Source organism: Xanthomonas sp. AM6 (genome assembly GCF_025665335.1).
In the GTDB taxonomy this organism is placed as follows: Bacteria; Pseudomonadota; Gammaproteobacteria; order Xanthomonadales; family Xanthomonadaceae; genus Xanthomonas_A.
Window position 1 is genome coordinate 1,182,666 of record NZ_CP106869.1, and the last position, 24,504, is coordinate 1,207,169.

Consider the following 24,504-nt stretch of genomic DNA (forward strand, 5'->3'; position numbering starts at 1 on the left):
CGCATGTTGCGCGGCGTCAGACGTCCTCGTGGATGCCGCATTCGCGCTTGAGGCCGAAGAAGCGGGTGTCTTCCTCGCGCATGCCAGGTTCCCAGCGGCGGGTGGTGTGGAAGTCGCCGATCGAGACGTAGCCTTCCTCCCACAGCGGATGGTAGGGCAGGCCGTGCTGCTGCATGTATTGCCACAGGTCGCGGTCGCTCCAGTCGGCGATCGGGTTGATCTTGTAGCGCTCGCCGCGCTTCTGTACGAACGGGGTCTGCGCGCGGCTGTCGGACTGGCTGCGGCGCAGGCCGGTGAACCAGGTGCCGACCTTCAGTTCTTCCAGCGCGCGGCGCATCGGTTCGACCTTGCGCAGGTTGTTGTACTGCTCGATGCCGACCATGCCCTGTTCCCACAGCCGGCCGTGACGCGCTTCCATCCAGGCGCGGCTGACCAGCGGCCGGTACACCTTGAGGTTGAGCTTGAGCCGGTCGCTGAGCGCGTCGGCGAAGCGGTAGGTCTCGGCGAACAGGTAGCCGGTGTCGATCAGGATCACGGGGATGTCCGGCAGCTGCTGGGTCAGCAGGTGCAAGGTGGCCGCCGACTGCGCGCCGAAGCTCGACGACAGCGCGGCCTCGGCCGGGCCGTGCTCGAGCGCCCAGGCCACGCGTTGCGGCGCGGTCATCGGCGCCAGCAGCGCGTTGACCGCGTCGAGGTCCCATGCCGTCGCCGGCGCATTGGCGGAGTCGTGTGGGGCGGAGGCGGGCAGGGCGCTCATGCGTGCAGTTCCGAAGGAATGAGATGGCGGTGGGTGGGATAGGCGGGCAGGTCGACCAGGCCGCTGCGGTGCAGGAAGTCGCCGAAGCCCTCGTCGCGTTCGCGTTCGCCGGCGTAGCGCGCGAACAGCGGGTCCAGCGCGTCGAGAATTTCCGGCTCGGTGATGTTCTCGCGGTACAGCGTGTTCAGGCGCTGGCCGCGGTGGTCGGCGCCGAGCATCAGGTTGTAGCGGCCGGGTGCCTTGCCGACCAGCGCGATCTCGGCCAGGTACGGCCGCGAGCAGCCGTTCGGGCAGCCGGAGATGCGCAGCAGGATCGGTGCCTCGCGCAAGCCGTGCCGGTCCAGCAGCGGCTCCAGCTTGCCGGCGAAATCGGGCAGGTAGCGTTCGGCCTCGGCCATCGCCAGGCCGCAGGTCGGCAGCGCCACGCAGGCCATCGCCGCGCGCGCCAGCGCGGTGCGCGCCTGGTTGCCGGTGTCCAGCGCATGCGCGCGCACCAGCGTGTCGATCGTCTCGCGCTGGCTGGCGGGAATGCCGGCGATGACCAGGTTCTGGTTCGCGGTCATGCGCAGGTGCGCGCCGTCGCCGTCGCGCAGCAGCTGCCGGGCGATCTCGCGCAGGCCGCTGAGGTGCGGCGCGCCGCCGTCGTGGTCGGCGATGCGCCCGGCCGGCAGCGACAGGGTCAGGTGCGCACGGCCATCCTCGCCCTCGCTCCAGCCGTAGCGGTCGCCGTTGTGGTCGAAGGAGAACGCGCGGGTCGGCTGCAGCGCGACGCCGGCGCGGCGCTGGATCTCGGCGACCACGACATCCAGGCCGTGGTCGTCGATGGTGTACTTGAAGCGTGCACGCTTGCGCACGGTGCGGTTGCCGAGGTCGCGCTGGGTGGTGACCACGGCGGTGGCCACGTCGAGCAGCTGCTCGCGCGCGATGAAGCCGATCACGTTGGCCACGCGCGGGTAGGTCTCGGCGTCGCCGTGGGTGGCGCCCATGCCGCCGCCGATGCTGACGTTGTAGCCGGCCAGTTCGCCGTCGGCGCCGGCCACGCCGATGAAGCCCAGGTCGTTGGCGAACACGTCCACGTCGTTGACCGGCGGCAGCGCGAAGCCGATCTTGAACTTGCGCGGCAGGTAGGTGTCGCCGTAGACCGGCTCGTGTTCCTGGCCGCTGCCGACGATCTGTTCCTCGTCCAGCCAGATCTCGTAGTAGGCGCGGGTGTTGGGCAGCAGGTGCTCGGACACGCGCGCGGCATCGGCGTACAGCGTGGCGTGCGCGCGCGAGGCCAGCGGGTTGGCCGCGACCTGCACGTTGCGGTTGACGTCGCCGCAGGCGGCCAGGGTGTCGATCAGCGCGGCGTTGATCGCCTGCATCGTCGCCTTCAGCTCGCGCTTGATCACCCCGTGGAACTGGAACGCCTGGCGCGTGGTGACGCGCAGCGAATGGTTGCCGTAGGTGGTGGCGATGGCGTCGAGCTTGAGCCACTGTTCCGGCGTGATCACCCCGCCCGGCGTGCGCGTGCGGATCATGAACTGGTAGGCCGGTTCGAGCTTCTGCCGGCGCCGCTCGTCGCGCAGGTCGCGGTCGTCCTGCTGGTAGCTGCCGTGGTACTTGATCAGCGTCTGGTCGTCCTCGCGCAGTGCCCCGGTGACCGGATCGGCCAGGCTCTGCAGCAGCGACCCGCGCAGGCGGCGGCTGGCGGATTTGATGTCTTCGACGTTGCTCATCGCGGGATTCGGCAGTCGTGATTCGGGATTGGCAAAGCAGGAACGATGACGGCGGCTCGACAACACGCAGGCCGAGCGAACCCGCTCTTGCGAATCCACACTCCCGAATCCCCCCTCCCGGCCTCAATAGACATCGCGCGCATACCGCCCCTCCCGCTGCAGCGAAGCGAGATACGCCGCCGCGTCCTCGGCAGGAAGCGCGCCGTGCTCGGCCACGATCTGCTGCAGCGTGGCGTGCACGTCCTTGCCCATGCCGATCGCGCCGCACACGTACAGGTGCGCGCCGTTGCGCAGCCAGTCGTAGACGTCGCGGCCCTGCTCGCGCAGGCGCTGCTGCACGTAGACCTTGGGGGGGAGGTCGTTGCCGCGCAGCGGCTGCACGTCGCGCGAGAACGCCAGGTCCAGGCGCTGCAGTTCGCCGCTGCGCAGCGCCTGCTGCCACTCGGCCTGGTACAGGAAGTCCTGGTTGAAGTGGCGGGCGCCGAAGAACAGCCAGTTGCGGCCGCTGGCGCCGCTCTCGGCGCGTTCCTGCACGAAGCCGCGGAACGGCGCCACGCCGGTGCCGGGGCCGATCATCAGGATGTCGCGGCTGGCATCGGCCGGCACCCGGAAGCGTTCGTTGGGTTCGATGTAGACCGCGGCGCTGTCGCCTTCGGCCAGTGCGGCCAGGTGGCCGCTGGCGGCGCCACCGTGCAGGTGGCCGTGCGCCTGGTAGGCCAGCACGTCGACGGTGAGGTGGACTTCGTCGCCGACCCGCTTGCGGCTGGAAGCGATCGAGTACAGGCGCGGGGCCAGGGGCCGCAGCGCGTCCAGCAGGGCGCTGTGGTCCCAATCCGCCGGCCAGCGTCGCAGCACGTCGATCACCTGGTGATCGGCCAGCAACGCCGCCAGACCGGCGGTCTGGGTAGGGTCGAGCAGCTGCTCCAGCGCCGGGGCGGCTGAGCGGCGGGCGACCGCGGCCAGGAACGGCCGCGATGCCCGGGTCAGTTCGCGATGCGCGGCGAGCCACTCGTGCAGGGGAAGAGTGTCCGCACCGACGGTGACGTCCGCATGACCGTCCAGTCGCGTCGCCGTCAACACGGCCTCGACCAGCGCCGGCGGATTGCGGTGGCGGATGCCCAGCGCGTCGCCGGGCTCGTAGTGCAGGCCGCTGCCGGCCAGCGACAGCTCCAGGTGGCGCACGTCCTTGTCGGCGGCGCCATGCGCGGCGTAGCGCGGGCCCTTGAAGTCGCGGCCGCTGATGCGCTGGTTGGCCAGCACCTCGGCGGCGAACGGGCGCGCGTGGCTCCAGCTGGCGCTGGCGGCGCCGCGCAGCGGGGTCACCGTGGCCGACGGCGCGGCCGGGCTCTTCAGCAGCTCGCGCGCCTGCGCCAGCGCCTGAGTGCGCCACGGCGCCGCCACGGTGTCGATGTCCAGGTCGGCCTCGCCCAGCGGCAGCACCCGCTGCGCGCCGAGCTCGGCCAGGCGCGCGTCGATGCGCTTGCCGATGCCGCAGAAGTCGGCGTAGCTGGAATCGCCCAGGCCCAGCACCGCGTACTTCAGCTCGGGCAGCTTGGGCGCGCGACGGCCCTGCAGGAATTCGACCAGGCCGATCGCGTCGTCCGGCGGATCGCCTTCGCCCTGGGTGCTGATGACCACGTACAGCAGGCGTTCGCTGGCCAGTTCGCGGGTCGGGTAGGCGTCGGCGCGCAGCACGCGCACCGTCAGCCCGGCAGCCTCGGCCTCGGCGGCCAGCTGTTCGGCGGCGCGGCGGGCGTTGCCGGTCTGGCTGCCGTAGACCACGCTCAGCCGCTGCGCGCCCTGGCTGGCCGCGGCGCCACCGGGCAGCACCGCCAGCGACGGCGGCGCATGGCCCTGGCCCTGGGCCAGGCCGGCGGCATAGCCGGACAGCCACCACAGGCTGGCCGCGTCCAGCCCCTCCACCGTCCGCGCCAGCAGGGCCTTGCGCTCGTCGGGCAAGGGGCTGGGCGGCAACGCGGGCGAGGCGGCGGTCATGACCGGTCCGGGTGGGAGGAAGGGATGACCGATGTTAGGGATTCGTTGCGCGAGGCAGAAAGGAGCAGGGGTTATCGGCTTATGCCCGGCGCTTATTTCTGCGCCCGCCGGGCGCGCCACACACTGCCGGCCCCGGTCGCCCCAGGCGCCGCGACCGCTGCTACCCTCGGCACGGTCCTTCCCCAATCGAGTCCCGCGTTGTCCCCGATGCGTTCTTCCGCCCTGTCCCACCTCGACCGGCTCGAGGCCGAAAGCATCCACATCCTGCGCGAGGTGGCCGCCGAGTTCCGCAATCCGGTGCTGCTGTATTCGGTCGGCAAGGACAGCTCGGTGCTGCTGCACCTGCTGCTGAAGGCGTTCGCGCCGGCGCCGCCGCCGATCCCGCTGCTGCACGTGGACACGCGCTGGAAGTTCCGCGAGATGATCGCCTTCCGCGACCGCCGCGCCGCCGAGACCGGCGTGGACCTGCGCGTGCACATCAACCCCGACGGCATCGCCCAGGACATCGGCCCGTTCACCCACGGCGCCACCGTGCATACCGACGTGATGAAGACCCAGGGCCTGAAGCAGGCGCTGGACCAGGGCCGGTTCGACGCGGCGATCGGCGGCGCGCGCCGCGACGAGGAGAAGGCGCGGGCCAAGGAGCGGGTGTTCTCGTTCCGCAACGACAAGCACCGCTGGGACCCGAAGAACCAGCGCCCGGAACTGTGGAACCTGTACAACGCCCGCGTCCACGCCGGCGAGAGCGTGCGCGTGTTCCCGCTGTCCAACTGGACCGAGCTGGACATCTGGCTGTACATCTACCGCGAGTCGATTCCGGTGGTGCCGTTGTACTTCGCCGCCGAGCGGCCGGTGGTGGAGCGCGACGGCGCGCTGATCCTGGTCGACGACGCGCGGCTGCCGCTGCGCGCCGGCGAAGTGCCGCAACTGCGCCAGGTGCGCTTTCGCACCCTGGGCTGCTATCCGCTGACCGGGGCGGTCGAATCGCAGGCCGATACGCTGGAGAAGATCATCGCCGAAATGCTGCTGACCACCACGTCGGAACGGCAGGGGCGGGTGATCGACCAGGACCCGGGCGCATCGATGGAGAAGAAGAAGCTGGAGGGGTATTTCTGATGGGCCGGGATTCGCGATTGGGGATTGGGGATTCGCAAGAGCCGTTGCCCACGACGGACGCGAAAGGGGACGGGGCCGCATTTGCGAATCCCCAATCCCCAATCCCCAATCCCGGCTCCATCGCCGCCTACCTGCAGCAGCACGAACAGAAACCGCTGCTGCGCTTCATCACCTGCGGCAGCGTCGACGACGGCAAGAGCACGCTGATCGGGCGGCTGCTGTACGACAGCAAGCGCCTGTTCGACGACCAGCTGGCCGCGCTCAGCGCCGACAGCAAGCGCCACGGCACCCGCGGCGGCGAGATCGATTACGCGCTGCTGCTCGACGGCCTGGCCGCCGAGCGCGAACAGGGCATCACCATCGACGTGGCCTACCGCTACTTCGATACCGACCGGCGCAAGTTCATCGTCGCCGACTGCCCCGGCCACGAGCAGTACACCCGCAACATGGCCACCGGCGCCTCCACCGCCGACGTGGCGGTGGTGCTGGTCGATGCGCGCAAGGGCCTGCTGACCCAGACCCGCCGCCACAGCTACATCGTCTCCCTGCTCGGCATCCGCCACGTGGTGCTGGCGGTGAACAAGATGGACCTGATCGGCTTCGACCAGGCCACCTTCGACGCGATCGCGGACAGCTACCAGGCGCTGGCCGCGCAGCTGGGCATCGCCCAGGTGCAGTGCATCCCGTTGTCGGCGCTGGACGGCGACAACCTGTCGCAGCGCTCCGCGCGCACGCCGTGGTACGCCGGCCCGGCGCTGCTCGAACATCTGGAGGGCCTGGACCTGGCCGCGCGCGACGCCGACAGCGGCCTGCGCCTGCCGGTGCAGTGGGTCAACCGCCCCCACCAGCAGTTCCGCGGCTTCGCCGGCACGCTCGCGGCCGGCCAGGTGCGCCCGGGCGATGCGGTGGTGGTGCTGCCGTCGGCGCGCCGCTCCACGGTGGCGCGGGTGCTCGACGGCAACGGCGACGTGGAACTGGCGGTGGCCGGGCAGGCGGTGACGCTGACCCTGGCCGACGAGATCGACATCAGCCGCGGCGACGTCATCGCCGCCGCCGGCGACCCGCCGGAGGTGGCCGACCAGTTCGCCGCGCACGTGCTGTGGATGGACGATGCCGCGCTGCTGCCGGGGCGCCCGTACTGGCTGAAGCTCGGCACCCGCACCGTGTCGGCCAGCGTCAGCGAGATCAAGCACCGCATCGACGTGAACACGCAGGAGCGGCTGGCGGCCAAGCGCCTGGAACTCAACGAGGTCGGCTACTGCAACCTGGCGCTGGACGAGCCGGTCGCGTTCGAGCCGTACGCGCGCAACCGCGCGCTCGGCGGGTTCATCCTGATCGACCGGCAGAGCAACGCCACCGTCGCCGCCGGCACGCTGGACTTCGCGCTGCGCCGCGCCGGCAACGTGCACTGGCAGCACCTGGACGTGGACAAGGCGGCGCGCGCGCGGATCAAGGGCCAGGCGCCGAAGGTGCTGTGGTTCACCGGGCTGTCCGGCGCCGGCAAGTCGACCATCGCCAACCTGGTGGAGAAGCGGCTGCACGCGCAGGGCCGGCACACCTTCCTGCTCGACGGCGACAACGTGCGCCACGGCCTCAACCGCGATCTGGGCTTCACCGACGAGGACCGGGTGGAGAACATCCGCCGCGTCGCCGAGGTGGCCAGGCTGATGGCCGATGCCGGGCTGATCGTGCTGGTCAGCTTCATCTCCCCGTTCCGCGCCGAGCGGGCGATGGCGCGCTCGCGTTTCGAGGACGGCGAGTTCGTCGAAGTGTTCGTCGACGTGCCGCTGCACGTGGCCGAAGCGCGCGACGTGAAGGGGCTGTACGCCAAGGCCCGCGCCGGGCAGATCCCGAACTTCACCGGCATCGATTCGCCGTACGAGCCGCCGGCGCAGCCGGAGCTGCACCTGCAGGCCGACGGCGACAACGCCGAGGCGCTGGCGGCGCGGGTGCTGGCTTGGCTCGACGCGCGCGACTGAAGCCCGGCCAGGGCACGGTCTGGGCGCTGGCGGTCATCCTGGCCTACCCGTATTCCACCCGCCGCCGCGATGCCCGCGGCGCCTGGGCCGCGGCGTCGGGCGCATTCCGCATTGCGGCCCGCGATGGCCGCCGCCGGCGGCGCGTGGCGCTGCCTGCAAGGGTCGTTGGTCATGCCCGGCGCGTAGCAACGATCGTCACGTGGCCCCGTTAAACTGGACTGAACCTCATGTGCCCGGGATGCCCATGCCGCACCGACCACGCGCCGGCGTCCGCCTGGCGTGCCTCGTCTCGCTGTCCATCGCGCTGACCGGCTGCGGCAAGCCGCCGGCGCCGGCGCCGTCCGCCGCGGCGATCCCGGTGACGCTGCAGACGGTGGCGGTGCGGCCGTGGAGCGACAGCCTGTCGTCGCTGGGCACGGTCAAGGCGCGCGAGTCGGTGACGCTGACCGCCAAGGTCAGCGAGATCGTGGAGCGGGTGCATTTCGACAGCGGCCAGGAGGTGGCCGCCGGCACCCCGCTGGTGACGCTGCGCGGGCAGGGCCAGCAGGCCGCGCTGCGCGAGGCCGAGGCCACCTTCACCGAGGCCGAGCAGCTGTACCGGCGGCAGAGCGAGCTGGTCGGGCGGCAGCTGGTGTCCAAGGCGCAGCTGGACACCCAGCGCGCGCTGCGCGATGCGGCCGAGGCGCGGGTGCTGCAGATGCGCGCGGACATCGGCGACCGCAGCGTGCGCGCGCCGTTCGCCGGCGTGCTCGGCCTGCGCCAGATCAGCCCCGGCGCGCTGCTGACCCCGGATGCGACGATCGCCACGCTCGACGACGTGGCGCGGGTCTACGTGGACTTCCAGGTGCCGGAGGCGGCGATGGCCTCGGTGGCGGTCGGCGACAAGGTCAGCGGCGCCAGCGTGGCCTATCCGGGGCGCAGCTTCGACGGCGCGGTCAGCACCGTCGATGCGCGCGTGGACAGCGCCACCCGCGCGATCACCGTGCGCGCCGATTTCGACAACGCCGACCGCGCGCTGCGCCCGGGCATGCTGATGGACGTGCGCCTGTACCGGCCGCAGCGGCAGGCGCTGGTGATCCCGGAGATCGCGGTGGTGCAGGTGGGCCGCGAAGCGTTCGTGTACCGGGTCGGCGCCGGCGGCAAGGTCGAGCGCGCCGACGTGCGCACCGGCGTGCGCCGCAGCGGCCTGGTCGAGATCCTGGATGGGCTGGCCGCCGGCCAGCGCATCGTCGTCGACGGCACCGGCAAGCTGCGCCCGGGCGTGGCGGTGGTCGACACCGCCGCCGCCGCCGCGGCGGCCGGCGCCGGCGGCGCGAACGGCGCGGCGGACAGCGCCCGATGAAGCTGTCCGACGTCTCGATCACGCGGCCGGTGTTCGCCGCGGTGATGAGCCTGCTGCTGGTGGTGCTGGGGGTGATGGCGTACAGCCGGCTGACCCTGCGCGAACTGCCGGCGATCGATCCGCCGATCGTCTCGGTCGAGGTGCGCTATCCCGGCGCGTCGGCGGCGGTGGTGGAAAGCCGCATCACCCAGGTGCTGGAGGACGCGCTGGCCGGCATCGAAGGCATCGAGACGATCGAGGCGCGCAGCTCCAACGGCGTGGCCGACATCAGCATCGAGTTCCGCGCCAGCCGCGACATCGAGGCGGCCGCCAACGACGTGCGCGACGCGGTCAGCCGGGTGCTGGACCGCATGCCCGACGAGGCCGACCCGCCGGAGATCGCCAAGGTCGAGGCCGACGCCGACGCCATCCTGTGGCTCAACATGAGCTCCAGCACGATGGACGCGCTGCAGCTGTCCGACTACGCCGAGCGCTACGTGGTCGACCGCCTGTCCAGCATCGACGGCGTGGCCCAGGTGCGTCTGGGCGGGCGCCAGCGCTACGCGATGCGGATCTGGCTGGAGCGCGACCAGCTGGCCGCGCGCGGGCTCACCGTGGCCGACGTGGAAGCGGCGCTGGCGCGCGAGAACGTGGAGCTGCCGGCCGGGCGGCTGGAATCGGCCGACCGCGACTTCACCCTGCGCGTGGAGCGCGGCTACCGCGCGCCGGCGGACTTCGCCGCGATCCCGCTGCGCAAGGGCAGCGACGGCTACGTGGTGCGGCTGGGCGACGTGGCCAAGGTGGAGCTGGCCTCGGCCGAGCGCCGCGCCTACTTCCGCAGCAACGGCGTGCCCAACGTCGGCCTGGGCATCGTCAAGACTTCCACCGCCAACAGCCTGGACGTGGCCCGCGCCGCGCGCGCGGCCGCGCAGCAGATCCAGCAGACCCTGCCCAAGGGCACCAACATCTTCGTCGCCTTCGACACCACCGTGTTCATCGACGCCTCGGTGGAGCGCGTGTACCACACCCTGATCGAGGCGGTGGTGCTGGTGCTGGTGGTGATCTGGCTGTTCCTGGGCAGCGTGCGCGCCGCGCTGATCCCGGCGGTGACGGTGCCGGTGTGCCTGATCGCCGCGTTCATCGCGCTGTACGCGTTCGGCTTCTCGATCAACCTGCTGACCCTGCTCGCGCTGGTGCTGTGCATCGGCCTGGTGGTGGACGATGCGATCGTGGTGGTGGAGAACATCCAGCGCCGCGTGGACCTGGGCGAGCCGGCGCTGGTCGCCGCGCGCCGCGGCACCGCGCAGGTGGCGTTCGCGGTGATCGCCACCACCGCGGTGCTGGTGGCGGTGTTCCTGCCGGTGGGCTTCCTGGAGGGCAACACCGGGCGCCTGTTCCGCGAGCTGGCGGTGGCGTTGGCCGCGGCGGTGGCGATCTCCGCCTTCGTCGCGCTGACGCTGACGCCGATGATGTCGTCCAAGCTGCTCAAGGCGCACGCCAAGGAGAAACCCAACCGAGTGCACGGCTGGATCGAGGCGCGGCTGCAGGGCATCAGCGACCGCTACCGGCGCACGCTCGAGCGCCACGTCGGCCGCTACTGGCTGTTCGGCGCGCTGATGCTGGCGGCGGTCGCGGCCAGCGCGCTGCTGGCGCGGAGCATTCCCTCGGAGCTGGCGCCGGCGGAGGACCGCGGTTCGTTCCAAGTCATGGTCGATGCGCCGGAGGGCGCCGGCTTCGACTACACCGTGGGGCAGATGCACCAGGTGGAGCGCATCCTCGACCGCCACCGCGGGCAGGACAAGCCGATCCAGCGCGCCAACCCGCGCGTGCCGGGCAGTTTCGGCGCCAGCGAGGAGATGCATACCGGCCGGGTCAGCGTGTTCCTGCAGGACTGGGGCCAGCGCGACGTGGCCACCGCCGACGTCGCCGCGCAGCTGCAGCAGGAACTGGCCGCGCTGCCGGGCGTGCGTGCGCGCACCCAGGTCGGCGGCGGCCTAGTCAGCGGCCGCGGGCAGCCGTTCCAGATCGTGCTCGGCGGCCCCGACTACGCCGAGATCGCGCAGTGGCGCGACCGCATCCTGGCGCGCATCGGCGACAACCCCGGCCTGGTCGGCGCCGATTCGGACTACAAGGAAACCCGGCCGCAGATGCGCGTGGAGATCGACCGCCAGCGCGCCGCCGACCTGGGCGTGCCGGTCACCGAGATCGGCCGCGCGCTGGAGACGCTGATGGGCGCGCGCCAGGTCACCACCTTCGTCGACAACGGCGAGGAATACGACGTGATGCTGCAGGCCAGCCGCGACGGCCGCGCCACCCCGGACGACCTGGCCGCGATCCGCGTGCGTGCCGACGGCGGCCAGCTGATCCCGCTGTCCAACCTGGTGACGCTGCGCGAGGTCGCCGAACCGGGCAACCTGCACCGCTTCAACCGGCTGCGCGCGATCACCATCAACGCCGGCCTGGCCCCGGGCTATCCGCTCGGCGAGGCGATCGCCTGGGCGCAGCAGGTGGCGCGCCAGGAGTTGCCGGACTATGCGCAGATCGACTGGAAGGGCGAATCGCGCGAATACCAGAAGGCCGGCGGCGCGGTGCTGCTGACCTTCGCGCTGGCGCTGCTGATCGTGTACCTGGTGCTGGCGGCGCAGTTCGAGAGCTTCATCCATCCGCTGGTGATCATGCTGACCGTGCCGCTGGGCGTGCTCGGCGCGCTGATCGGCCTGGCGCTCAGCGGCGGCACGCTAAACCTGTTCAGCCAGATCGGCATCGTCATGCTGGTCGGGCTGGCGGCCAAGAACGGCATCCTGATCGTGGAGTTCGCCAACCAGTTGCGCGACGAGGGCCGCAGCGTGCGCGCGGCCATCGTCGAGTCGGCGGCGGTGCGGCTGCGGCCGATCCTGATGACCTCGCTGGCCACCGTGGTCGGCGCGATCCCGCTGGTGGCCGCCGGCGGCCCGGGCTCGGCCAGCCGCGCCACCATCGGCATCGTGGTGATCTTCGGGGTGTCGGTGTCCACGCTGCTGTCGCTGTTCGTGGTGCCGGCGTTCTATGCACTGCTGGCGCCGTACACGCGCTCGCCGGACGCGGTGAAGCAGCGGCTGCAGCAACTGGAGGCGCAGACGCCGCCGGTGGGCGGCCACGCCTGAGCGCGGCGCCGGCGCGGTTTCGGCGCGCGCCCGGGGGAGGCCAGGCCAGCGGCGGCGGCGCGCGGCACGGCGCCTGGAGCAGCTGCACTGCGCGGCGATCACCGCGCCGGCGAAATGGCGCCGCACGAACTGGCGGCCGGCCTGGTCCATGCGCTGGCGCCGCTGTGCGGGTGCGGCGCACGCCCGCCGTGGCGCGGCAGGCGGACAGGCGCGCGCCGCGGACGTTATGCTCGGCCGCTCATCCGCACGAGCACCGCCGATGCCCGATGACACCAGCACCGCCGCCTGGCGCGACCTGCGCCTGAGCGCCGACGACATGCAGCTGCGCCGCTGGCGCGGCGACGATCTCGATGCGCTGCTGCGCCATGCCGACGATGCGCAGGTGGTGCGCGGGCTCAGCGAGCGCTTCCCGCATCCCTACACCCGCGCCGACGGCGAGGCGTTCCTGGGCGGGCGCGTGGTCGACCTGGGCCACCCGGTGCTGGCGATCGAGATCGATGGCGAGGCCTGCGGCGGCATCGCCCTGCGCCCCGGCCAGGGCGAGCGCGCGCACGCGGCCGAACTGGGCTATTGGCTGGGGCGCCGGCACTGGGGCCAGGGGCGGATGACGCGGATCGTCGCCGCCTACCTGGACTGGGCGGTTCCCGCGCTCGGGCTGGCGCGCGTGGAGGCCACGGTGCTGGAAGGCAATCCCGCCTCGATGCGGGTGCTGGAGAAGAACGGTTTTCTGCGCGAAGGCATACGCCGCAGCGCGCTGCGCAAGCAGGGACGCCTGCACGACCTGCACCTGTTCGGCCGCGTGCACCTGCCGGAGTGAGCCCTGCATTTCGCAGTCATCGCCGATTCATGCACAATCGAGCCAGTCCCCTGTCGCGGGGCCTCCTTCTTGCGCTTCGGGGAATTGCGTGGAATCGATCATCACTGCATTGAACGGCTTGATCTGGAGCAAGGCGCTGATCTTCATGTGCCTGGCGGCCGGCCTGTACTTCACCATCCGCACCCGCTTCATGCAGGTGCGCGGCTTCGTCGAGATGCTGCGGCTGACCATCGGCGGGCAGAAATCCGACGCCGGCGTGTCCTCGTTCCAGGCGCTGGCGATGTCCATGGCCGGCCGCATCGGCATCGGCAACATCGCCGGCGTGGCCACCGCCATCGCCTTCGGCGGGCCCGGCGCGATCTTCTGGATGTGGGTGATGGGCTTCTTCGGCGCCTCCACCTCGTACATCGAATCGACCCTGGCGCAGATCTACAAGGTCAAGGACGCCGACGGCCGCTACCGCGGCGGCCCGGCCTACTACATCGAAAAGGCGATGGGGCTGAAGTGGTACGCGCTGCTGTTCGCCATCGCCACCATCGTCGCCACCGGCTTCCTGATGCCCGGCGTGCAGGCCAACGCGATCGCCGACAGCGTGGTCAACGCCTGCCGCGGCGGCGCGCTGTGCGGTCCGCTCGACGGACAGTGGATGGGCCTGCCGGCGGTGCAGGCGCTGAAGCTGGGCATCGGCATCGCCGTCGCGCTGCTGCTGGCGGTGATCATCTTCGGCGGGGTCAAGCGCATCGCCAACTTCGCCGAGATCGTGGTGCCGTTCATGGCGCTGGGCTACATCCTGATGGCGGTGGTGGTGATGGTGCTCAACGCCGAGCGGGTGCCGGAGATGTTCTCGATCATCTTCCGCAGCGCGTTCGGCGCGCACGCCGCGTTCGGCGCGCTGCTCGGCCTGGCGGTGGAATGGGGCGTCAAGCGCGGCATCTACGCCAACGAGGCCGGGCAGGGCACCGGCCCGCACGCCGCGGCCGCGGCCGAGGTCTCGCATCCGGCCAAGCAGGGCTACGTGCAGGCCTTCGCGATCTACTTCGACACGATGATGGTGTGCACCGCGACCGCGTTCCTGATCCTGGCCACCGGCAAGTACAACGTCTACGCGCCGGACGGTGGCGACCACCTGTTCGCCGGCCTGCGCGGCGTGCAGGAAGGCCCCGGCTACGCGCAGGCCTCGGTCGACGCGATCCTGCCCGGCTGGGGCGCCGGGTTCGTGGCGCTGGCGCTGTTCTTCTTCGCCTTCACCACGATCATGGCCTATTACTACATGGCCGAGACCAACCTCAGCTACGTCAACGGCAACCGCCGCCGCCCGCTCAGCGTGCTGGTGCTGCGGCTGGGTATCCTCGGCATGGTGGTGTTCGGTGCGTTCCACGACGCCAAGCTGGCGTGGTCGCTGGGCGACATCGGCGTGGGCCTGATGGCCTGGCTCAACATCATCGCCATCCTGATCCTGCAGAAGCCGGCGCTGCTGGCGCTGCGCGACTACGAGCGGCAGAAGAAGGCCGGGCTGGATCCGGTGTTCGATCCGCTGCCGCTGGGCATCAAGAACGCCGACCTGTGGCATGAGCGCCTGCAGCAGGCGCCGCGGAAAGAGTGAGCGCTGCGCGGGCGCGGGGTCGCGCCCGCGTCGTCCGGCCGGCAGCGCCGAGGTGCGCGCATGCGCGAGGCGCGGCAGTGCCGGCGCCGTGTCGCGATGCATCGCATGGGCGCAGGAGCGTATCGCCGGCGCGCACGTGCCTGGTGTGGCGAAGCCGGCGGACGTTCGCACGCGGCCTGGCCACCGCGTTCGAGCGGGATCGCGACAGGGTCTGCCCGCCGCCGACCGCGCGGACCGGGCGTGCGGCGGCGCTGAGCCGCGCGCGCAGCCGTTTTCCACCGGCTACGCCAGGATGAGCGAAAATCACCGGGTCGCGCCGCCATGGCGCGTTGCCATTGCGGTCCAGGAGACCTTGCCCATGCGCCATGCCCTTTCCTTCCCGAGCGCCGCCGCCGGCGCGCCGGGCGCCATGTTGCCGAGCGTGCGGCGATGAACAATCCCTGGGGCAAGAGCCCGCGCGGCCCGCGCCCGCCGGCAGCGCCGGAACGCGCCGCCGCCGCGCCGCGCGCAGCCGACGCCAATCGCGGCGAACTGCGCCTGTACGGGCTCAACGCGGTGCGCGCGGTGCATGCGCGCCGGCCCGAGGCGATCCGCAAGCTGTACCTGGCCGAGGCGCGGATCCCGGCGCTGCAGCCCTTGCTCAAGTGGTGCGCGGCCAACCGCGTCGGCTACCGGATCGTGGACGAGGCCGATCTGAACAAGCTCGCGTCCAGCGCGCACCACGAAGGCGTGGTCGCCGACGTGCTGCGCGAGGACGCCTTGCCGCTGGCGGCATGGCTGCAGGCGCTGGCCCCGGGCCCGGCGCTGGCGCTGTGGCTGGACGGCGTCGGCAATCCGCACAATTTCGGCGCGATCCTGCGCTCGGCCGCGCATTTCGGCGCCGCCGCGATCCTGCTGCCGGACACGGCGACGCTGGCGCTGTCCGGCGCCGCCGCGCGCGTGGCAGAAGGCGGCGCCGAGGCGGTGCCGCTGGTGCGGCTGCCGCCGGCGCCGCAGGCGCTGGCGCAATTGCGCGCGGCCGGCTTCGCGCTGGCGGCGACGCTGGTGGACGGCGGCGGGGACGTGTTCGCCGCGGCGCTGCCGCCGCGCCTGGTGTACGTGATGGGCGCCGAGCGCGAGGGCATGGACCGCGATTTCGCGCAGGCCTGCGAACTGCGCCTGTCGATCCCCGGCAGCGGCGCGGTGGAGAGCCTCAACGTCGCCGCCGCCACCGCGGTGCTGCTCGGCGCCTGGCGCAGCCGCGTCGCGCAGCGGTAGCGCCGCGCTGGCCGGCGTTGGCACGGGCGTCGCCAATAAACCGGGTGAAAATGCGGGTTGAGCGGGTTGCCTGCAGCGATGGAGTGGCGACCGCTGCGACTGCGCTCGTGACGGCGCAGTGCGGCCAGGCATTGCCCGCAACGCGAGTGGAAAAGCGCCGCTAGCCAGCCGCCTGCGGCGGCGGCGCGTCGGCGGGCCGCGCGGTCGAGCCGCGCGCCACCAGCGTGTACTTCATCACCTGGTGGACGCCGCGGTTGGGCAGGCCGTCGCGGCGCTGGCGGATCTCGCTGAGCAGCAGCGCCACCGCGGCGCGGCCCATCGCGGTGACCGGCTGGTGGATGGTGGTCAGCTCGGGCCAGATCGTGGTCGCCACCGGGGTGTCGTCGAAGCCGGCGATCGACAGGTCCTCGGGCACGCGCAGGCGCAGGCTGTAGGCGATGGCCACCGCCGCGGCGGCCATGTCGTCGTTGCTGCACAGGATCGCGGTGGGGCGCGGCGCCGCCTGCAGCAGCGCGGTCGCGGCGAGCAGCCCGGAGCGGTAGGTGAACAGGCCTTCGGCCACGCGCGTGTCGGCGACCGCCAGCCCGGCCTCGGCCATGGTGTCGAAGAACGCGCGGCTGCGCAGCGCGCTCGGGGTGTGCTTGGGGTCGCCGCTGATGAAGCCGATGTCGCGGTGGCCGAGTTCGAGCAGGTGCCGGGTGATCGCGCAGGCCGCCTGGTAGTCGTCGATGCGTACCGAACTGACGCCCGGCATCGGCGCGCCGGTGGCCACGGCGACGACCGGGATGCCGCGCGCGTCCAGTTCCTCGATGGTCTGCTGCGAGTCGCACAGCGGCGGCGGCAGGATCACCCCGTCCACGCCGGCTTCGAGCAGGCGCTCGGTCGCGGCGCGCTGGCTGCCCATGTCGTCGCTCTTCTCAACCAGCACCTGGCTGCCGTCCAGGCTGCTCTGCTCGAGGATGCCGAGCATGAACTGGTTGAGATAGGCCGCGCTGGGGTTGCTGTACAGCACGCCGATCCGCGCCAGGCTGGCGGTGCGCAGCGAGCGCCCGGCGAGGTTGGGCCGGTAGCCCAGCGTCTTGATCGAGGCCTCGACGCGCTCGCGCATCGCCGCGCCTACCCGCGGGTGGCGGTTGATCACGCGCGAGGCGGTCATCGGCGAGACGCCCGCGTGCCGCGCCACATCCAGCAGCGTTACCGCCGAGCCTGCACGACCTTGCCGTTTGCCCATCTTGGTCCTGGCGTTGCGAGAAAGGGAAGGGGCCTGCACGCAGCCCCCGCGGCAGGCGTGGCAGCTTACTCCGTGGGCGGTTCCACTGTCTTGGCCTGGCTGCCGAAGCCGCCGTCCGCTTCCGCGGCCAGGTAGGCGAACACCGCGTAGGCGGCGACGTTCTGCGCCAGCGCCTTGGGGTCGATCTTGTCCAGGGTGTCGTCGGCGGTGTGGTGCAGGTCGAAGTAGTCGCTGCCGTCCTGCGCCAGCCACGCCCAGGCGCCGCCCTTGGCCGCGAGCGGGCCCACGTCCGGGCCGGGGCCGCCCTTGTCGGGGGCGTATTCGATGCCCAGCGGCGCCAGCGCGGTGGCGATCTGCCGGGTCGCCTCGCGCGAGCCGGCGGCATTGGCGGAGCCGGTGTTGAACGCGTAGATGCGGCCGGCGCCGAAGTCGCTCTCGGCGGCGATCTGGTGTCGCGCCACGTCCTTGGCGTGCGCCTGCGCATAGGCCTTGCCGCCATACAGGCCCTGCTCCTCGTTGGCGAAGGCGACCACGCGGATGCTGCGCTTGGGCGCGCGCTTGAGCTGGCCGATCAGGTGCCCGGCGGCCATGCTGATGCCCACGCCGGCGCCGTCGTCGATCGCGCCGGTGCCCAGGTCCCACGAATCCAGGTGGCCGCCGATCACCACCACTTCCTCGGGCTTGCCGCGCCCGGTGATCTCGCCGATCACGTTGTACGAGGTGGCCTGGCCGTCCCAGCCGCAATCCAGCGCCAGCCGCAGCCGCACCGGGCCGCGCGCCAGCAGCCGCGCCAGCTGGTTGGCGTCGGGCACCGACAGCGCCGCCGCCGGCACCGGGGTCAGGCCTTCCTCGAAGCGGGTGATGCCGGTATGCGGCACGCGGTGCGAATCGGTGCCGGCCGAGCGCATCACGAAGCCGATCGCGCCCTTGCGGATCGCTTCCGACGGGCCCTTGCTGCGCACCGCGCCGCCGTTGCCGTAATCCTTGCCGTCGCGCGCCTTGACCATCTGGTAGTCGACGAAGGCGATCTTGCCGCGCAGCGCGCCGGCCGGTGCGGCCTGCAGCGCGGCCAGGTCGGCGAAGCGCACCACCTCGGCCTCGACCGTGCCGGCCGGGCTGCCGCCCAGCGCGGTCACGCTCAGCGGCTGCGCATTGGCGCCGAGCACCTGCGCGTGCTCGCTGCGCCGCTCCCACTTCGGGAACGTCACCGGTTCGGTCCATACCTTGTCGAAGCCCAGCGCCTTGAACTTGGCCTTGGCCCACGCGACCGCGCGCGCATCGGCCTCGCTGCCGGCCATGCGCGGGCCGACCTCGGTGGTCAGCGACTCGACCACCTTCCAGCCGGTGTCGTCGGCCAGCGCCTGCTCGCGCAGCGTGGCGGCGGTGGACAGCGCCGCGTCCGGAATGCGGGTGGTCTCGGCCGCGGCGGCGGACGCGGTGGCGAGCAGGGCGGCGATGACGACGGCAAGACGGTGCATGAAGGATTCCGCGACAGGGGACGCCACGAGCTTAGCAGCGCGTGGCGCGCCTGCGGGCGCCTGCAGCCGGGCGCCGCGCTTACTTGGGCAGCGCGTCGCTCTTCAGGGAGTCGCGGATCTCGCGCAGCAGCAGCACTTCCTCGCTCGGGGCCTTGGGCGCCGGCGGTTCCTTGCGCGCGATGCGGTTGATCGCCTTGACCAGCATGAAGATGGCGAAGGCCACGATCACGAACTGGATGATGGTGTTGAGGAAATCGCCGATGCCGATCACCACCGCCGGCACTTCCTTGCCGGCCGCGTCCACCGTCGCCGCCTTCAGCGTCCACGCCCAGCGCGAGAAATCCACGCCGCCGGCGAGCATGCCGATCGGCGGCATGATGATCTTCTCCACCAGCGCGGTGACGATCTTGCCGAACGCGGCGCCGAGCACCACACCGACCGCCAGGTCCAGCACGTTGCCGCGCATGGCGAATTCCTTGAATTCGCGGATCATGCCCATCGGGGATTCCTTGCTTGTTGCGCGGACCTGTCGCCGCCATGCAAGCCTAGCGCAGTCGTCGTCGTGCGCGGATCAAGCGCGCGTCATCGGCGGCGCGCAGGCCGCACCGCTCAGGCGACGATCGTGCCGTGCAGCTCGGCGACGTTCTCCAGGCGCGCGCTGACGCGATCGCCGGGCTGCAGCGCGGCCACGCCGGCCGGCGTGCCCATGAACACCAGGTCGCCGGCGCGCAGCGCGAACAGCTTGGACAGTTCGTGCAGGATCTCCGGCACGTTCCAGATCATCTGGTCCAGCAGCGATTGCTGGCGCACCTGGCCGTTGACCTCCAGCGACAGGTTCAGCGCCTCCAGCGCGCCGACTTCGCCGGCCGGGATCAGTTCGCTGACCGGTGCGGAATGGTCGAAGCCCTTGGCGATGTCCCACGGCAGGCCCTTGGCCTTGGCCGCGGCCTGCAGGTCGCGGCGGGTCAGGTCCAGGCCGACGCCGTAGGCCAGCACCAGCGCGCCGGCGTCCTCGACGCGCAGCACGCCGGCCGGCGCGTCCTGGCCGAGTGCCACCACCAGCTCCACTTCGTGGTGCAGGTCCTGGGTCGCGGACGGGTAGGGGATGGATTCGTTGCCGACCACCAGCGCATCGGCCGGTTTCATGAAGAACGTCGGCTGCCCGCGCTCGGCCCTCGACGCCGGCGCGCTGGCGCCCATCTCGCGCGCATGGTCGGCGAAGTTGCGGCCCACGCAGTAGATGCGATGCACCGGAAACAGTCCCAGCCCGCGCACAGGCACGCGCGGCGCTTCGGCAGCGGCAAACAGGTCTTTCATGGGCACGCATCCAGCAGGAACGGGATGCGGCAGTTTAGCGCGTCAGGTTCGAACCGACTCCGGCAGGCGTGAGGATGTCGCTTTCACGATTTCCCAATCCCCATTCCCCAATCCCGGCCTTACAGCGGCAACGCCGGCTTGCGCACCACCCGGTACTCGCCATCGACCACGTGCTGGCGCGCCGCGGACGCGCGCTTGCCGCCGCGCTGGCTCAGCAGCTTCACCGCGATGCCGCCGAGGATCATCGCCGCGCCGACGAACACGCTGACGAACACCAGCCCGGCGAGGATCGCCAGGCCGAGCAGCCCGACTGCCAGCTTCACCAGCGGATGGCGCGGCTTGCGCGGCGCGAAGACATGCCGGAATTGATCGAAATTGAAGGCGCGTGCACGCATGGCAGAAGTCTGTGTCAGTTGGAACCGAGGCGGCAGTATCGGCGCTGTCTTCCGTGACGGAGTGAAAAGTTCGTTAAGCGAAAAATTAACACTTGCCCGTTCAAGGCCTTGCATGTCGTCGCCAGGTGAAGCGGCGAGGTGCGCGCGGCGGGCATGCAAGAATGGCGGCCCTTCCGTGCCGTCGCCGTCTTCCATGACCGAGTCATCCGCCGCACTGGCGCAACTGGACCAGATCGCACCGGGCAGCCTGGTCGAAGTGGAGGCCACGCTCGGCGGCGAGGCCGAATCGCTGCTGCTGTACCGCGACGGCGACGGCGTGCGCGCCTGGTTGAACGTGTGCCCGCATGCCGGGCGCCGGCTGGACTGGGCGCCGGGCCAGTTCCTGAAGAGCCGCGAGGGCCACGTGGTGTGCGCCGCGCACGGCGCCGCGTTCGAGTTGCAGGGCGGCAGCTGCGTGTCCGGGCCGTGCCGCGGGCAGAGCCTGCTGGCGGTGCCGGTAGCGGTGCGCGAGGGACGCGTGGTGCTGGCCTGAGGCCGGCGCGGCGCAGCGCTAGAACGCGCCCCACCAGGCCATCGACATCAGGTTGACCATCAGCACCACCACTGCCGTGTAGATCAGCGACAGCGGCGCGCCGACCCGCCACAGTTCGCGCGGCTGGTAGTTGGCCGGGCCGGTGATCATCGAGATCACCGGGTTGGACGCGGTCATCAGGTTGTTGGACGCCGACAGCGCCACGATCAGCGCGAACGCGGTGGGGTTGCCGCCGGCCGCCAGCGCCAGGTTGACCGCGATCGGCACCATCACGATGGTCGCGCCGACGTGGCTGATCACCAGCGAAAACGCCGTGGTCAGCAGCGCCAGCGCGATCTCCAGCGCCCACACCGGCACGCCCTCGGGCAGCCGCGCGATGGTGTGGCCGGCGACCCAGGCCGCCGCGCCGCTGCTGTCCATCGCCCAGCCCAGCGGGATCAGCCCGGCCATCATGAAGATGGTCTTCCAGTTGATCGAGGCGTAGGCCTCGTCCATGCGCAGCACGCCGGTCAGCAGCATGCCGGCCACGCCGGTCATCAGGGTCAGCGCCACCGGCAGCTTGGAGGTCAGCGCGATCAGGATGGTCAGCGCGAAGATCGTCATCGCGATCTTGAACTTGTGCGGGCGGTGCTCGCCCTTCGGATAGTCGGTGACTACGACGAAGTCGCGGCTCTCCGAGGCCTGCGCCAGGTCCTGCCAGATGCTGTGGAATACCAGCATGTCGCCGGCGCGCAGCGGCACCTTGCGCACGTCCTCGCGGATCACCTGCTTGTCGCGGTTGATCGCCAGCAGGCTGATCCCGGACTGCTTGCGCAGGCGCAGCTCGGCCGCGCTCTTGCCGATGAAGCGCGAGGTCGGCGGGATCACCGCCTCGGAGATGCCGGCGCGGCTGGGATTGAACAGGTCGCCGAGGTTGCGCAGGCGCGAGGACAGGCGCAGGAACTGGTTCTGCGCGAAATCGGCCACCTGCTGCCGCGCGCCCATCACCCCGAGCACGCTGCCGACCCAGATGCGCATGTCCGCCGGCGGCGCCAGGCGGGTATCGTTGCCGGTCTTCAGCGCCAGCAGCAGCGGCGCGTCGTGCACCGTCTCGGCCTCGCCCAGGGTCATGCCGACCAGCGGGCTGTCGGCGCTGACGATCAGCTCGAACACGTCGCCCTCGATGCCGTAGGTGCGCGCGAAGTAGCTTTCGGTGCGCGCCGGGGTGACCCCGTTGTTGATCAGCTGCTCCTCCTCCATCAACGTCCTGTCGCCACGCACGCGGAAGTAGACCAGCGACGCCAGCAGCAGCGCCACGCCGATCGGCAGCGGCGCGAACATGCGCAGCGGCTCGATCGTGGCCATGCCCGAGGGCAGGTTGTTGTTGGCCGACTGCAGCAGGTCGTTGAGCAGGATCAGCGGCGAGTTGCCGACCATGGTCAGCGCGCCGCCCATCACGATCGCCGCGGCGATCGGCAGCAGCAGGCGCTGCAGGGTCAGCCCGGTGCGCCCGGCCAGGCGCGAGGCCACCGGCAGGTACAGCGCCATCACCGACGGGTTCTGCATGAACGAGGAGTTGAGCCCGGCGATGCCGGTGGTCAGCAGCATCAGCCGCTCCTCGACCCCGCGCGCGCGGCGCAGCAGCCACGAGGCCAGCCGGTTCAGCGCGCCGGTGCGCTCCAGCCCGGCGCCGAGGATGGTGGTGGCGATGATGCTCATCACCGCGTTGCCGGAGAAACCGCTGAACAGCTCCTCCGGCGGGATCAGCCCGGTGACGCCCAGCACCACCAGCACCACCAGCGCGACCACGTCGGCGCGGATCCGCTCGAACACGAACATCGCCATCGTGAAGCCGACCAGCCCGAGCACGAGCTTCATGTCGTTGGTCAGCGTCAGCGCGGTGTCCATTTAGGGCCGGGATTCGGGATTGGGGATTAGGGATTGGACAAGGCGGCAAGCGGGGCCGGCCGCGGCAATGGCTTGCCGTGGACACATGCCGTCGGGATGGCGGATGCGCTCTTCATCCCTCATCCCCACTCCCCAATCCCGGCTTGTCGTACAGCAGATCCCACACCCCATGCCCCAGCTTCTGGCCGCGGGTCTCGAAATGGGTCTGCGGGCGCCAGTCCGGGCGCGGCACGTGGCCGCGCGGGCCGGCGCGGTTGACCAGGCCGTCGGTGGCGTCGAGCACGTCCCACATCTGCTCGGCGTAGTCGGCCCAGTCGGTGGCGCAGTGCAGGCGGCCGCCGGCATGCAGCTTGCGCACCAGCAGCGCGGCGAACGCCGGCTGCAGCAGGCGGCGCTTGTTGTGGCGCTTCTTGTGCCACGGGTCGGGGAAGTAGATGCGTACTTCGTCGAGCGCGCCGTCGGCGATCTCGTGCTCCAGCACTTCCACCGCGTCGTGGTGGTACAGGCGCACGTGCGCGCTGCCGTCGGCGGCCAGCGCGTTCAGCACGCGGCCCACGCCGGGCGCATGCACCTCGATGCCGATGTAGTCGCGCGACGGATCCTGGCGCGCGGCGAAGCGCAGCGCCTCGCCGTTGCCGAAGCCGATCTCCAGCACCTTGGGCGCGCTGCGGCCGAAGGCGGCATCGAGATCGCGCGGGGTGCCGGCGTAGTCCAGGCCGAAGCGCGGCCACAGTTCGTCGAACGCGCGCTGCTGGGCGGGCGTGAAGCGGCCCTGGCGCAGCACGAAGCTGCGCACCTGGCGGCGGCCCTCCTCGATGGTGAAGGGCTTGGGCGGGGTCTTGGCGCCGGCGCTGGAGAACGGATCGGTCATGCGCGCGGCCTCAGCCGATCAATCCGTCGACCGGCGAGGAAGCGCTGGCGTAGCGCTTGCGCGGGATGCGCCCGGCCAGGAACGCCTCGCGCCCGGCCTCGACCGCCTTGCGCATCGCGCCGGCCATCAGCACCGGGTTGCGCGCGCCGGCGATGGCGGTGTTCATCAGCACCCCGTCGCAGCCCAGTTCCATCGCGATCGCCGCGTCCGAGGCGGTGCCGACGCCGGCGTCGACGATGATCGGCACCTTGGCGTTGTCGATGATCTCCAGCAGGTTGTAGCGGTTCTGGATGCCCAGCCCCGACCCGATCGGCGCGGCCAGCGGCATCACCGCCACGCAGCCGATCTCTTCCAGGCGCTTGGCCAGGATCGGATCGTCGCTGGTATAGACCATCACCTCGAAGCCGTCGGCGACCAGGATCTCGGCCGCCTTCAGGGTCTGCACCACGTCCGGGAACAGGGTGCGCTGGTCGCCGAGCACTTCCAGCTTGGTCAGGTTGTGGCCGTCGAGCAGTTCGCGCGCCAGGCGACAGGTGCGCACCGCGTCCTCGGCGCTGTAGCAGCCGGCGGTGTTGGGCAGGATGGTGTAGCGCTCCGGCGGCAGCACGTCGAGCAGGTTGGGCTCGCCGGGGGTCTGGCCGATGTTGGAACGGCGGATCGCGACGGTGACGATCTCGGCGGCGGCGGCCTCGGTGGCCTGCCGGGTCTGTTCGAGATCGGCGAACTTGCCGGTGCCGGTGAGCAGGCGCGAACGGTAGGGTTTGCCGGCGATCACCAGCGCATCGTGGGGGGCGTGAGCGTTCATCGCCGGATTATCGCCCATCGCCCCCGGCGCTGCCGAGCCGCGCGCCGCGCGGGATTCAGCCGCCGCCCAGCGCGTGCACGATCTCGACCCGGTCGCCGTCGTGCAGCGCGTGTTCGGCATGCGCGCCGCGCGGCACGATCGCGCCGTTGACCTCGACCGCGACGCGGCGTTGCGCCAGCCCCTCCTCCAGCAGCAGGGCGGCGACGGTGGTGCGGGGCTGCAGCGGGCGGACCTGGCCGTTCAATTCGATGTTCATGTCATCATTGTGCAATGCGTGCCGCG

General features: G+C 71.4%; 20 protein-coding genes. 8 read left to right on the plus strand and 12 right to left on the minus strand.

Translation table 11 applies throughout. The features are described from left to right. Nucleotides 1–16: 16 nt before the first annotated feature. The 3 genes from OCJ37_RS04945 to OCJ37_RS04955 all read right to left on the minus strand — a co-directional run bounded on the left by OCJ37_RS04945 (nucleotide 17) and on the right by OCJ37_RS04955 (nucleotide 4,470). Nucleotides 17–757 (minus strand): phosphoadenylyl-sulfate reductase, encoded by a 741-nt coding sequence (locus tag OCJ37_RS04945; protein WP_263112577.1) that lies wholly within the window; start codon nucleotides 755–757, stop codon nucleotides 17–19. Continuing rightward, entirely contained in the window at nucleotides 754–2,475 is a 1,722-nt protein-coding gene (cysI, locus tag OCJ37_RS04950) for an assimilatory sulfite reductase (NADPH) hemoprotein subunit (RefSeq protein ID WP_263112578.1), read from the minus strand. The genes OCJ37_RS04945 and cysI overlap by 4 nt, the downstream gene beginning before the upstream one ends. Nucleotides 2,476–2,598: 123 nt before the next feature. Next, on the minus strand, nucleotides 2,599–4,470 hold the full coding sequence (locus OCJ37_RS04955) for an assimilatory sulfite reductase (NADPH) flavoprotein subunit (protein WP_263112579.1): 1,872 nt from the start codon (nucleotides 4,468–4,470) through the stop codon (nucleotides 2,599–2,601). A gap of 81 nt (nucleotides 4,471–4,551) precedes the next feature. On the opposite strand from OCJ37_RS04955, the gene cysD reads away from it, so the two are divergent. The 7 genes from cysD (at nucleotide 4,552) to OCJ37_RS04990 (ending at nucleotide 15,706) form a co-directional block, all read left to right on the plus strand. Further along, entirely contained in the window at nucleotides 4,552–5,586 is a 1,035-nt protein-coding gene (cysD, locus tag OCJ37_RS04960) for a sulfate adenylyltransferase subunit CysD (RefSeq protein WP_263112580.1), read from the plus strand. Beyond that, nucleotides 5,586–7,565, plus strand: coding sequence for a sulfate adenylyltransferase subunit CysN (cysN, locus tag OCJ37_RS04965; RefSeq protein WP_263112581.1), 1,980 nt, complete (start codon nucleotides 5,586–5,588; stop codon nucleotides 7,563–7,565). The genes cysD and cysN overlap by 1 nt, the downstream gene beginning before the upstream one ends. Nucleotides 7,566–7,809: 244 nt before the next feature. After that, the gene (locus tag OCJ37_RS04970; RefSeq protein WP_263112582.1) at nucleotides 7,810–8,907 is read left to right on the plus strand and encodes an efflux RND transporter periplasmic adaptor subunit; all 1,098 of its coding nucleotides are present in this window, start codon (nucleotides 7,810–7,812) and stop codon (nucleotides 8,905–8,907) included. Then, entirely contained in the window at nucleotides 8,904–12,029 is a 3,126-nt protein-coding gene (locus tag OCJ37_RS04975; RefSeq protein ID WP_263112583.1) for an efflux RND transporter permease subunit, read from the plus strand. Before OCJ37_RS04970 ends, OCJ37_RS04975 begins: the two co-directional genes overlap by 4 nt. Nucleotides 12,030–12,288: 259 nt before the next feature. Next, on the plus strand, nucleotides 12,289–12,846 hold the full coding sequence (locus OCJ37_RS04980) for a GNAT family N-acetyltransferase (protein WP_263112584.1): 558 nt from the start codon (nucleotides 12,289–12,291) through the stop codon (nucleotides 12,844–12,846). Nucleotides 12,847–12,934: 88 nt separating this feature from the next. Next, complete coding sequence (locus tag OCJ37_RS04985) at nucleotides 12,935–14,449, plus strand: alanine/glycine:cation symporter family protein (RefSeq protein ID WP_263112585.1); 1,515 nt, start codon at nucleotides 12,935–12,937, stop codon at nucleotides 14,447–14,449. Nucleotides 14,450–14,878: 429 nt separating this feature from the next. Next, nucleotides 14,879–15,706, plus strand: a complete 828-nt coding sequence (locus tag OCJ37_RS04990; protein ID WP_263112586.1) for a TrmH family RNA methyltransferase — start codon at nucleotides 14,879–14,881, stop codon at nucleotides 15,704–15,706. A 160-nt stretch (nucleotides 15,707–15,866) separates the two neighbouring features. Here the strand turns inward: OCJ37_RS04990 and OCJ37_RS04995 are convergent, their stop codons facing one another. From OCJ37_RS04995 to OCJ37_RS05015, 5 genes are all read right to left on the minus strand, one after another. Continuing rightward, nucleotides 15,867–16,937 (minus strand): LacI family DNA-binding transcriptional regulator, encoded by a 1,071-nt coding sequence (locus OCJ37_RS04995; RefSeq protein WP_263112587.1) that lies wholly within the window; start codon nucleotides 16,935–16,937, stop codon nucleotides 15,867–15,869. Nucleotides 16,938–17,002: 65 nt separating this feature from the next. Beyond that, nucleotides 17,003–18,415, minus strand: a complete 1,413-nt coding sequence (locus tag OCJ37_RS05000; protein WP_263112588.1) for a M28 family peptidase — start codon at nucleotides 18,413–18,415, stop codon at nucleotides 17,003–17,005. Between the two features lie 79 nt (nucleotides 18,416–18,494). Continuing rightward, the gene (gene mscL / locus OCJ37_RS05005; protein WP_263112589.1) at nucleotides 18,495–18,914 is read right to left on the minus strand and encodes a large-conductance mechanosensitive channel protein MscL; all 420 of its coding nucleotides are present in this window, start codon (nucleotides 18,912–18,914) and stop codon (nucleotides 18,495–18,497) included. A gap of 110 nt (nucleotides 18,915–19,024) precedes the next feature. Next, nucleotides 19,025–19,732, minus strand: a complete 708-nt coding sequence (locus OCJ37_RS05010; protein ID WP_263112590.1) for a fumarylacetoacetate hydrolase family protein — start codon at nucleotides 19,730–19,732, stop codon at nucleotides 19,025–19,027. A gap of 119 nt (nucleotides 19,733–19,851) precedes the next feature. Beyond that, the gene (locus OCJ37_RS05015) at nucleotides 19,852–20,127 is read right to left on the minus strand and encodes a hypothetical protein (protein ID WP_263112591.1); all 276 of its coding nucleotides are present in this window, start codon (nucleotides 20,125–20,127) and stop codon (nucleotides 19,852–19,854) included. Nucleotides 20,128–20,320: 193 nt separating this feature from the next. Here OCJ37_RS05015 and OCJ37_RS05020 point away from each other — a divergent pair, with 193 nt between their 5' ends. After that, the gene (locus OCJ37_RS05020) at nucleotides 20,321–20,659 is read left to right on the plus strand and encodes a Rieske (2Fe-2S) protein (protein ID WP_263112592.1); all 339 of its coding nucleotides are present in this window, start codon (nucleotides 20,321–20,323) and stop codon (nucleotides 20,657–20,659) included. An 18-nt stretch (nucleotides 20,660–20,677) separates the two neighbouring features. Here OCJ37_RS05020 and OCJ37_RS05025 read toward each other — a convergent pair whose 3' ends face one another. The 4 genes from OCJ37_RS05025 to thiS form a co-directional block, all read right to left on the minus strand. After that, entirely contained in the window at nucleotides 20,678–22,546 is a 1,869-nt protein-coding gene (locus OCJ37_RS05025) for an SLC13 family permease (RefSeq protein ID WP_263112593.1), read from the minus strand. A gap of 112 nt (nucleotides 22,547–22,658) precedes the next feature. Beyond that, nucleotides 22,659–23,417, minus strand: a complete 759-nt coding sequence (gene trmB / locus OCJ37_RS05030; RefSeq protein WP_263112594.1) for a tRNA (guanosine(46)-N7)-methyltransferase TrmB — start codon at nucleotides 23,415–23,417, stop codon at nucleotides 22,659–22,661. Nucleotides 23,418–23,427: 10 nt separating this feature from the next. Then, a complete protein-coding gene (locus tag OCJ37_RS05035) occupies nucleotides 23,428–24,222 on the minus strand; it encodes a thiazole synthase (RefSeq protein ID WP_263112595.1) in 795 nt (264 codons plus the stop codon). A gap of 55 nt (nucleotides 24,223–24,277) precedes the next feature. Then, a complete protein-coding gene (gene thiS / locus OCJ37_RS05040; protein ID WP_263112596.1) occupies nucleotides 24,278–24,478 on the minus strand; it encodes a sulfur carrier protein ThiS in 201 nt (66 codons plus the stop codon). Nucleotides 24,479–24,504: the final 26 nt, after the last annotated feature.

What these genes read in the sequence shown, in the direction of transcription:
- OCJ37_RS04945 (WP_263112577.1), bottom strand. Translation starts at nt 757, where the DNA reads ATGAGCGCCCTGCCCGCCTCCGCCCCACACGACTCCGCCAATGCGCCG.
- OCJ37_RS05020 (WP_263112592.1), top strand. Translation starts at nt 20,321, where the DNA reads ATGACCGAGTCATCCGCCGCACTGGCGCAACTGGACCAGATCGCACCG.
- OCJ37_RS04955 (WP_263112579.1), bottom strand. Translation starts at nt 4,470, where the DNA reads ATGACCGCCGCCTCGCCCGCGTTGCCGCCCAGCCCCTTGCCCGACGAG.
- trmB (WP_263112594.1), bottom strand. Translation starts at nt 23,417, where the DNA reads ATGACCGATCCGTTCTCCAGCGCCGGCGCCAAGACCCCGCCCAAGCCC.
- OCJ37_RS04990 (WP_263112586.1), top strand. Translation starts at nt 14,879, where the DNA reads ATGAACAATCCCTGGGGCAAGAGCCCGCGCGGCCCGCGCCCGCCGGCA.
- cysI (WP_263112578.1), bottom strand. Translation starts at nt 2,475, where the DNA reads ATGAGCAACGTCGAAGACATCAAATCCGCCAGCCGCCGCCTGCGCGGG.
- OCJ37_RS05010 (WP_263112590.1), bottom strand. Translation starts at nt 19,732, where the DNA reads ATGAAAGACCTGTTTGCCGCTGCCGAAGCGCCGCGCGTGCCTGTGCGC.
- cysD (WP_263112580.1), top strand. Translation starts at nt 4,552, where the DNA reads ATGCCCGGCGCTTATTTCTGCGCCCGCCGGGCGCGCCACACACTGCCG.
- OCJ37_RS04995 (WP_263112587.1), bottom strand. Translation starts at nt 16,937, where the DNA reads ATGGGCAAACGGCAAGGTCGTGCAGGCTCGGCGGTAACGCTGCTGGAT.
- OCJ37_RS05000 (WP_263112588.1), bottom strand. Translation starts at nt 18,415, where the DNA reads ATGCACCGTCTTGCCGTCGTCATCGCCGCCCTGCTCGCCACCGCGTCC.
- OCJ37_RS05025 (WP_263112593.1), bottom strand. Translation starts at nt 22,546, where the DNA reads ATGGACACCGCGCTGACGCTGACCAACGACATGAAGCTCGTGCTCGGG.
- thiS (WP_263112596.1), bottom strand. Translation starts at nt 24,478, where the DNA reads ATGAACATCGAATTGAACGGCCAGGTCCGCCCGCTGCAGCCCCGCACC.
- OCJ37_RS05035 (WP_263112595.1), bottom strand. Translation starts at nt 24,222, where the DNA reads ATGAACGCTCACGCCCCCCACGATGCGCTGGTGATCGCCGGCAAACCC.
- OCJ37_RS04975 (WP_263112583.1), top strand. Translation starts at nt 8,904, where the DNA reads ATGAAGCTGTCCGACGTCTCGATCACGCGGCCGGTGTTCGCCGCGGTG.
- cysN (WP_263112581.1), top strand. Translation starts at nt 5,586, where the DNA reads ATGGGCCGGGATTCGCGATTGGGGATTGGGGATTCGCAAGAGCCGTTG.
- OCJ37_RS05015 (WP_263112591.1), bottom strand. Translation starts at nt 20,127, where the DNA reads ATGCGTGCACGCGCCTTCAATTTCGATCAATTCCGGCATGTCTTCGCG.
- OCJ37_RS04970 (WP_263112582.1), top strand. Translation starts at nt 7,810, where the DNA reads ATGCCGCACCGACCACGCGCCGGCGTCCGCCTGGCGTGCCTCGTCTCG.
- OCJ37_RS04980 (WP_263112584.1), top strand. Translation starts at nt 12,289, where the DNA reads ATGCCCGATGACACCAGCACCGCCGCCTGGCGCGACCTGCGCCTGAGC.
- mscL (WP_263112589.1), bottom strand. Translation starts at nt 18,914, where the DNA reads ATGGGCATGATCCGCGAATTCAAGGAATTCGCCATGCGCGGCAACGTG.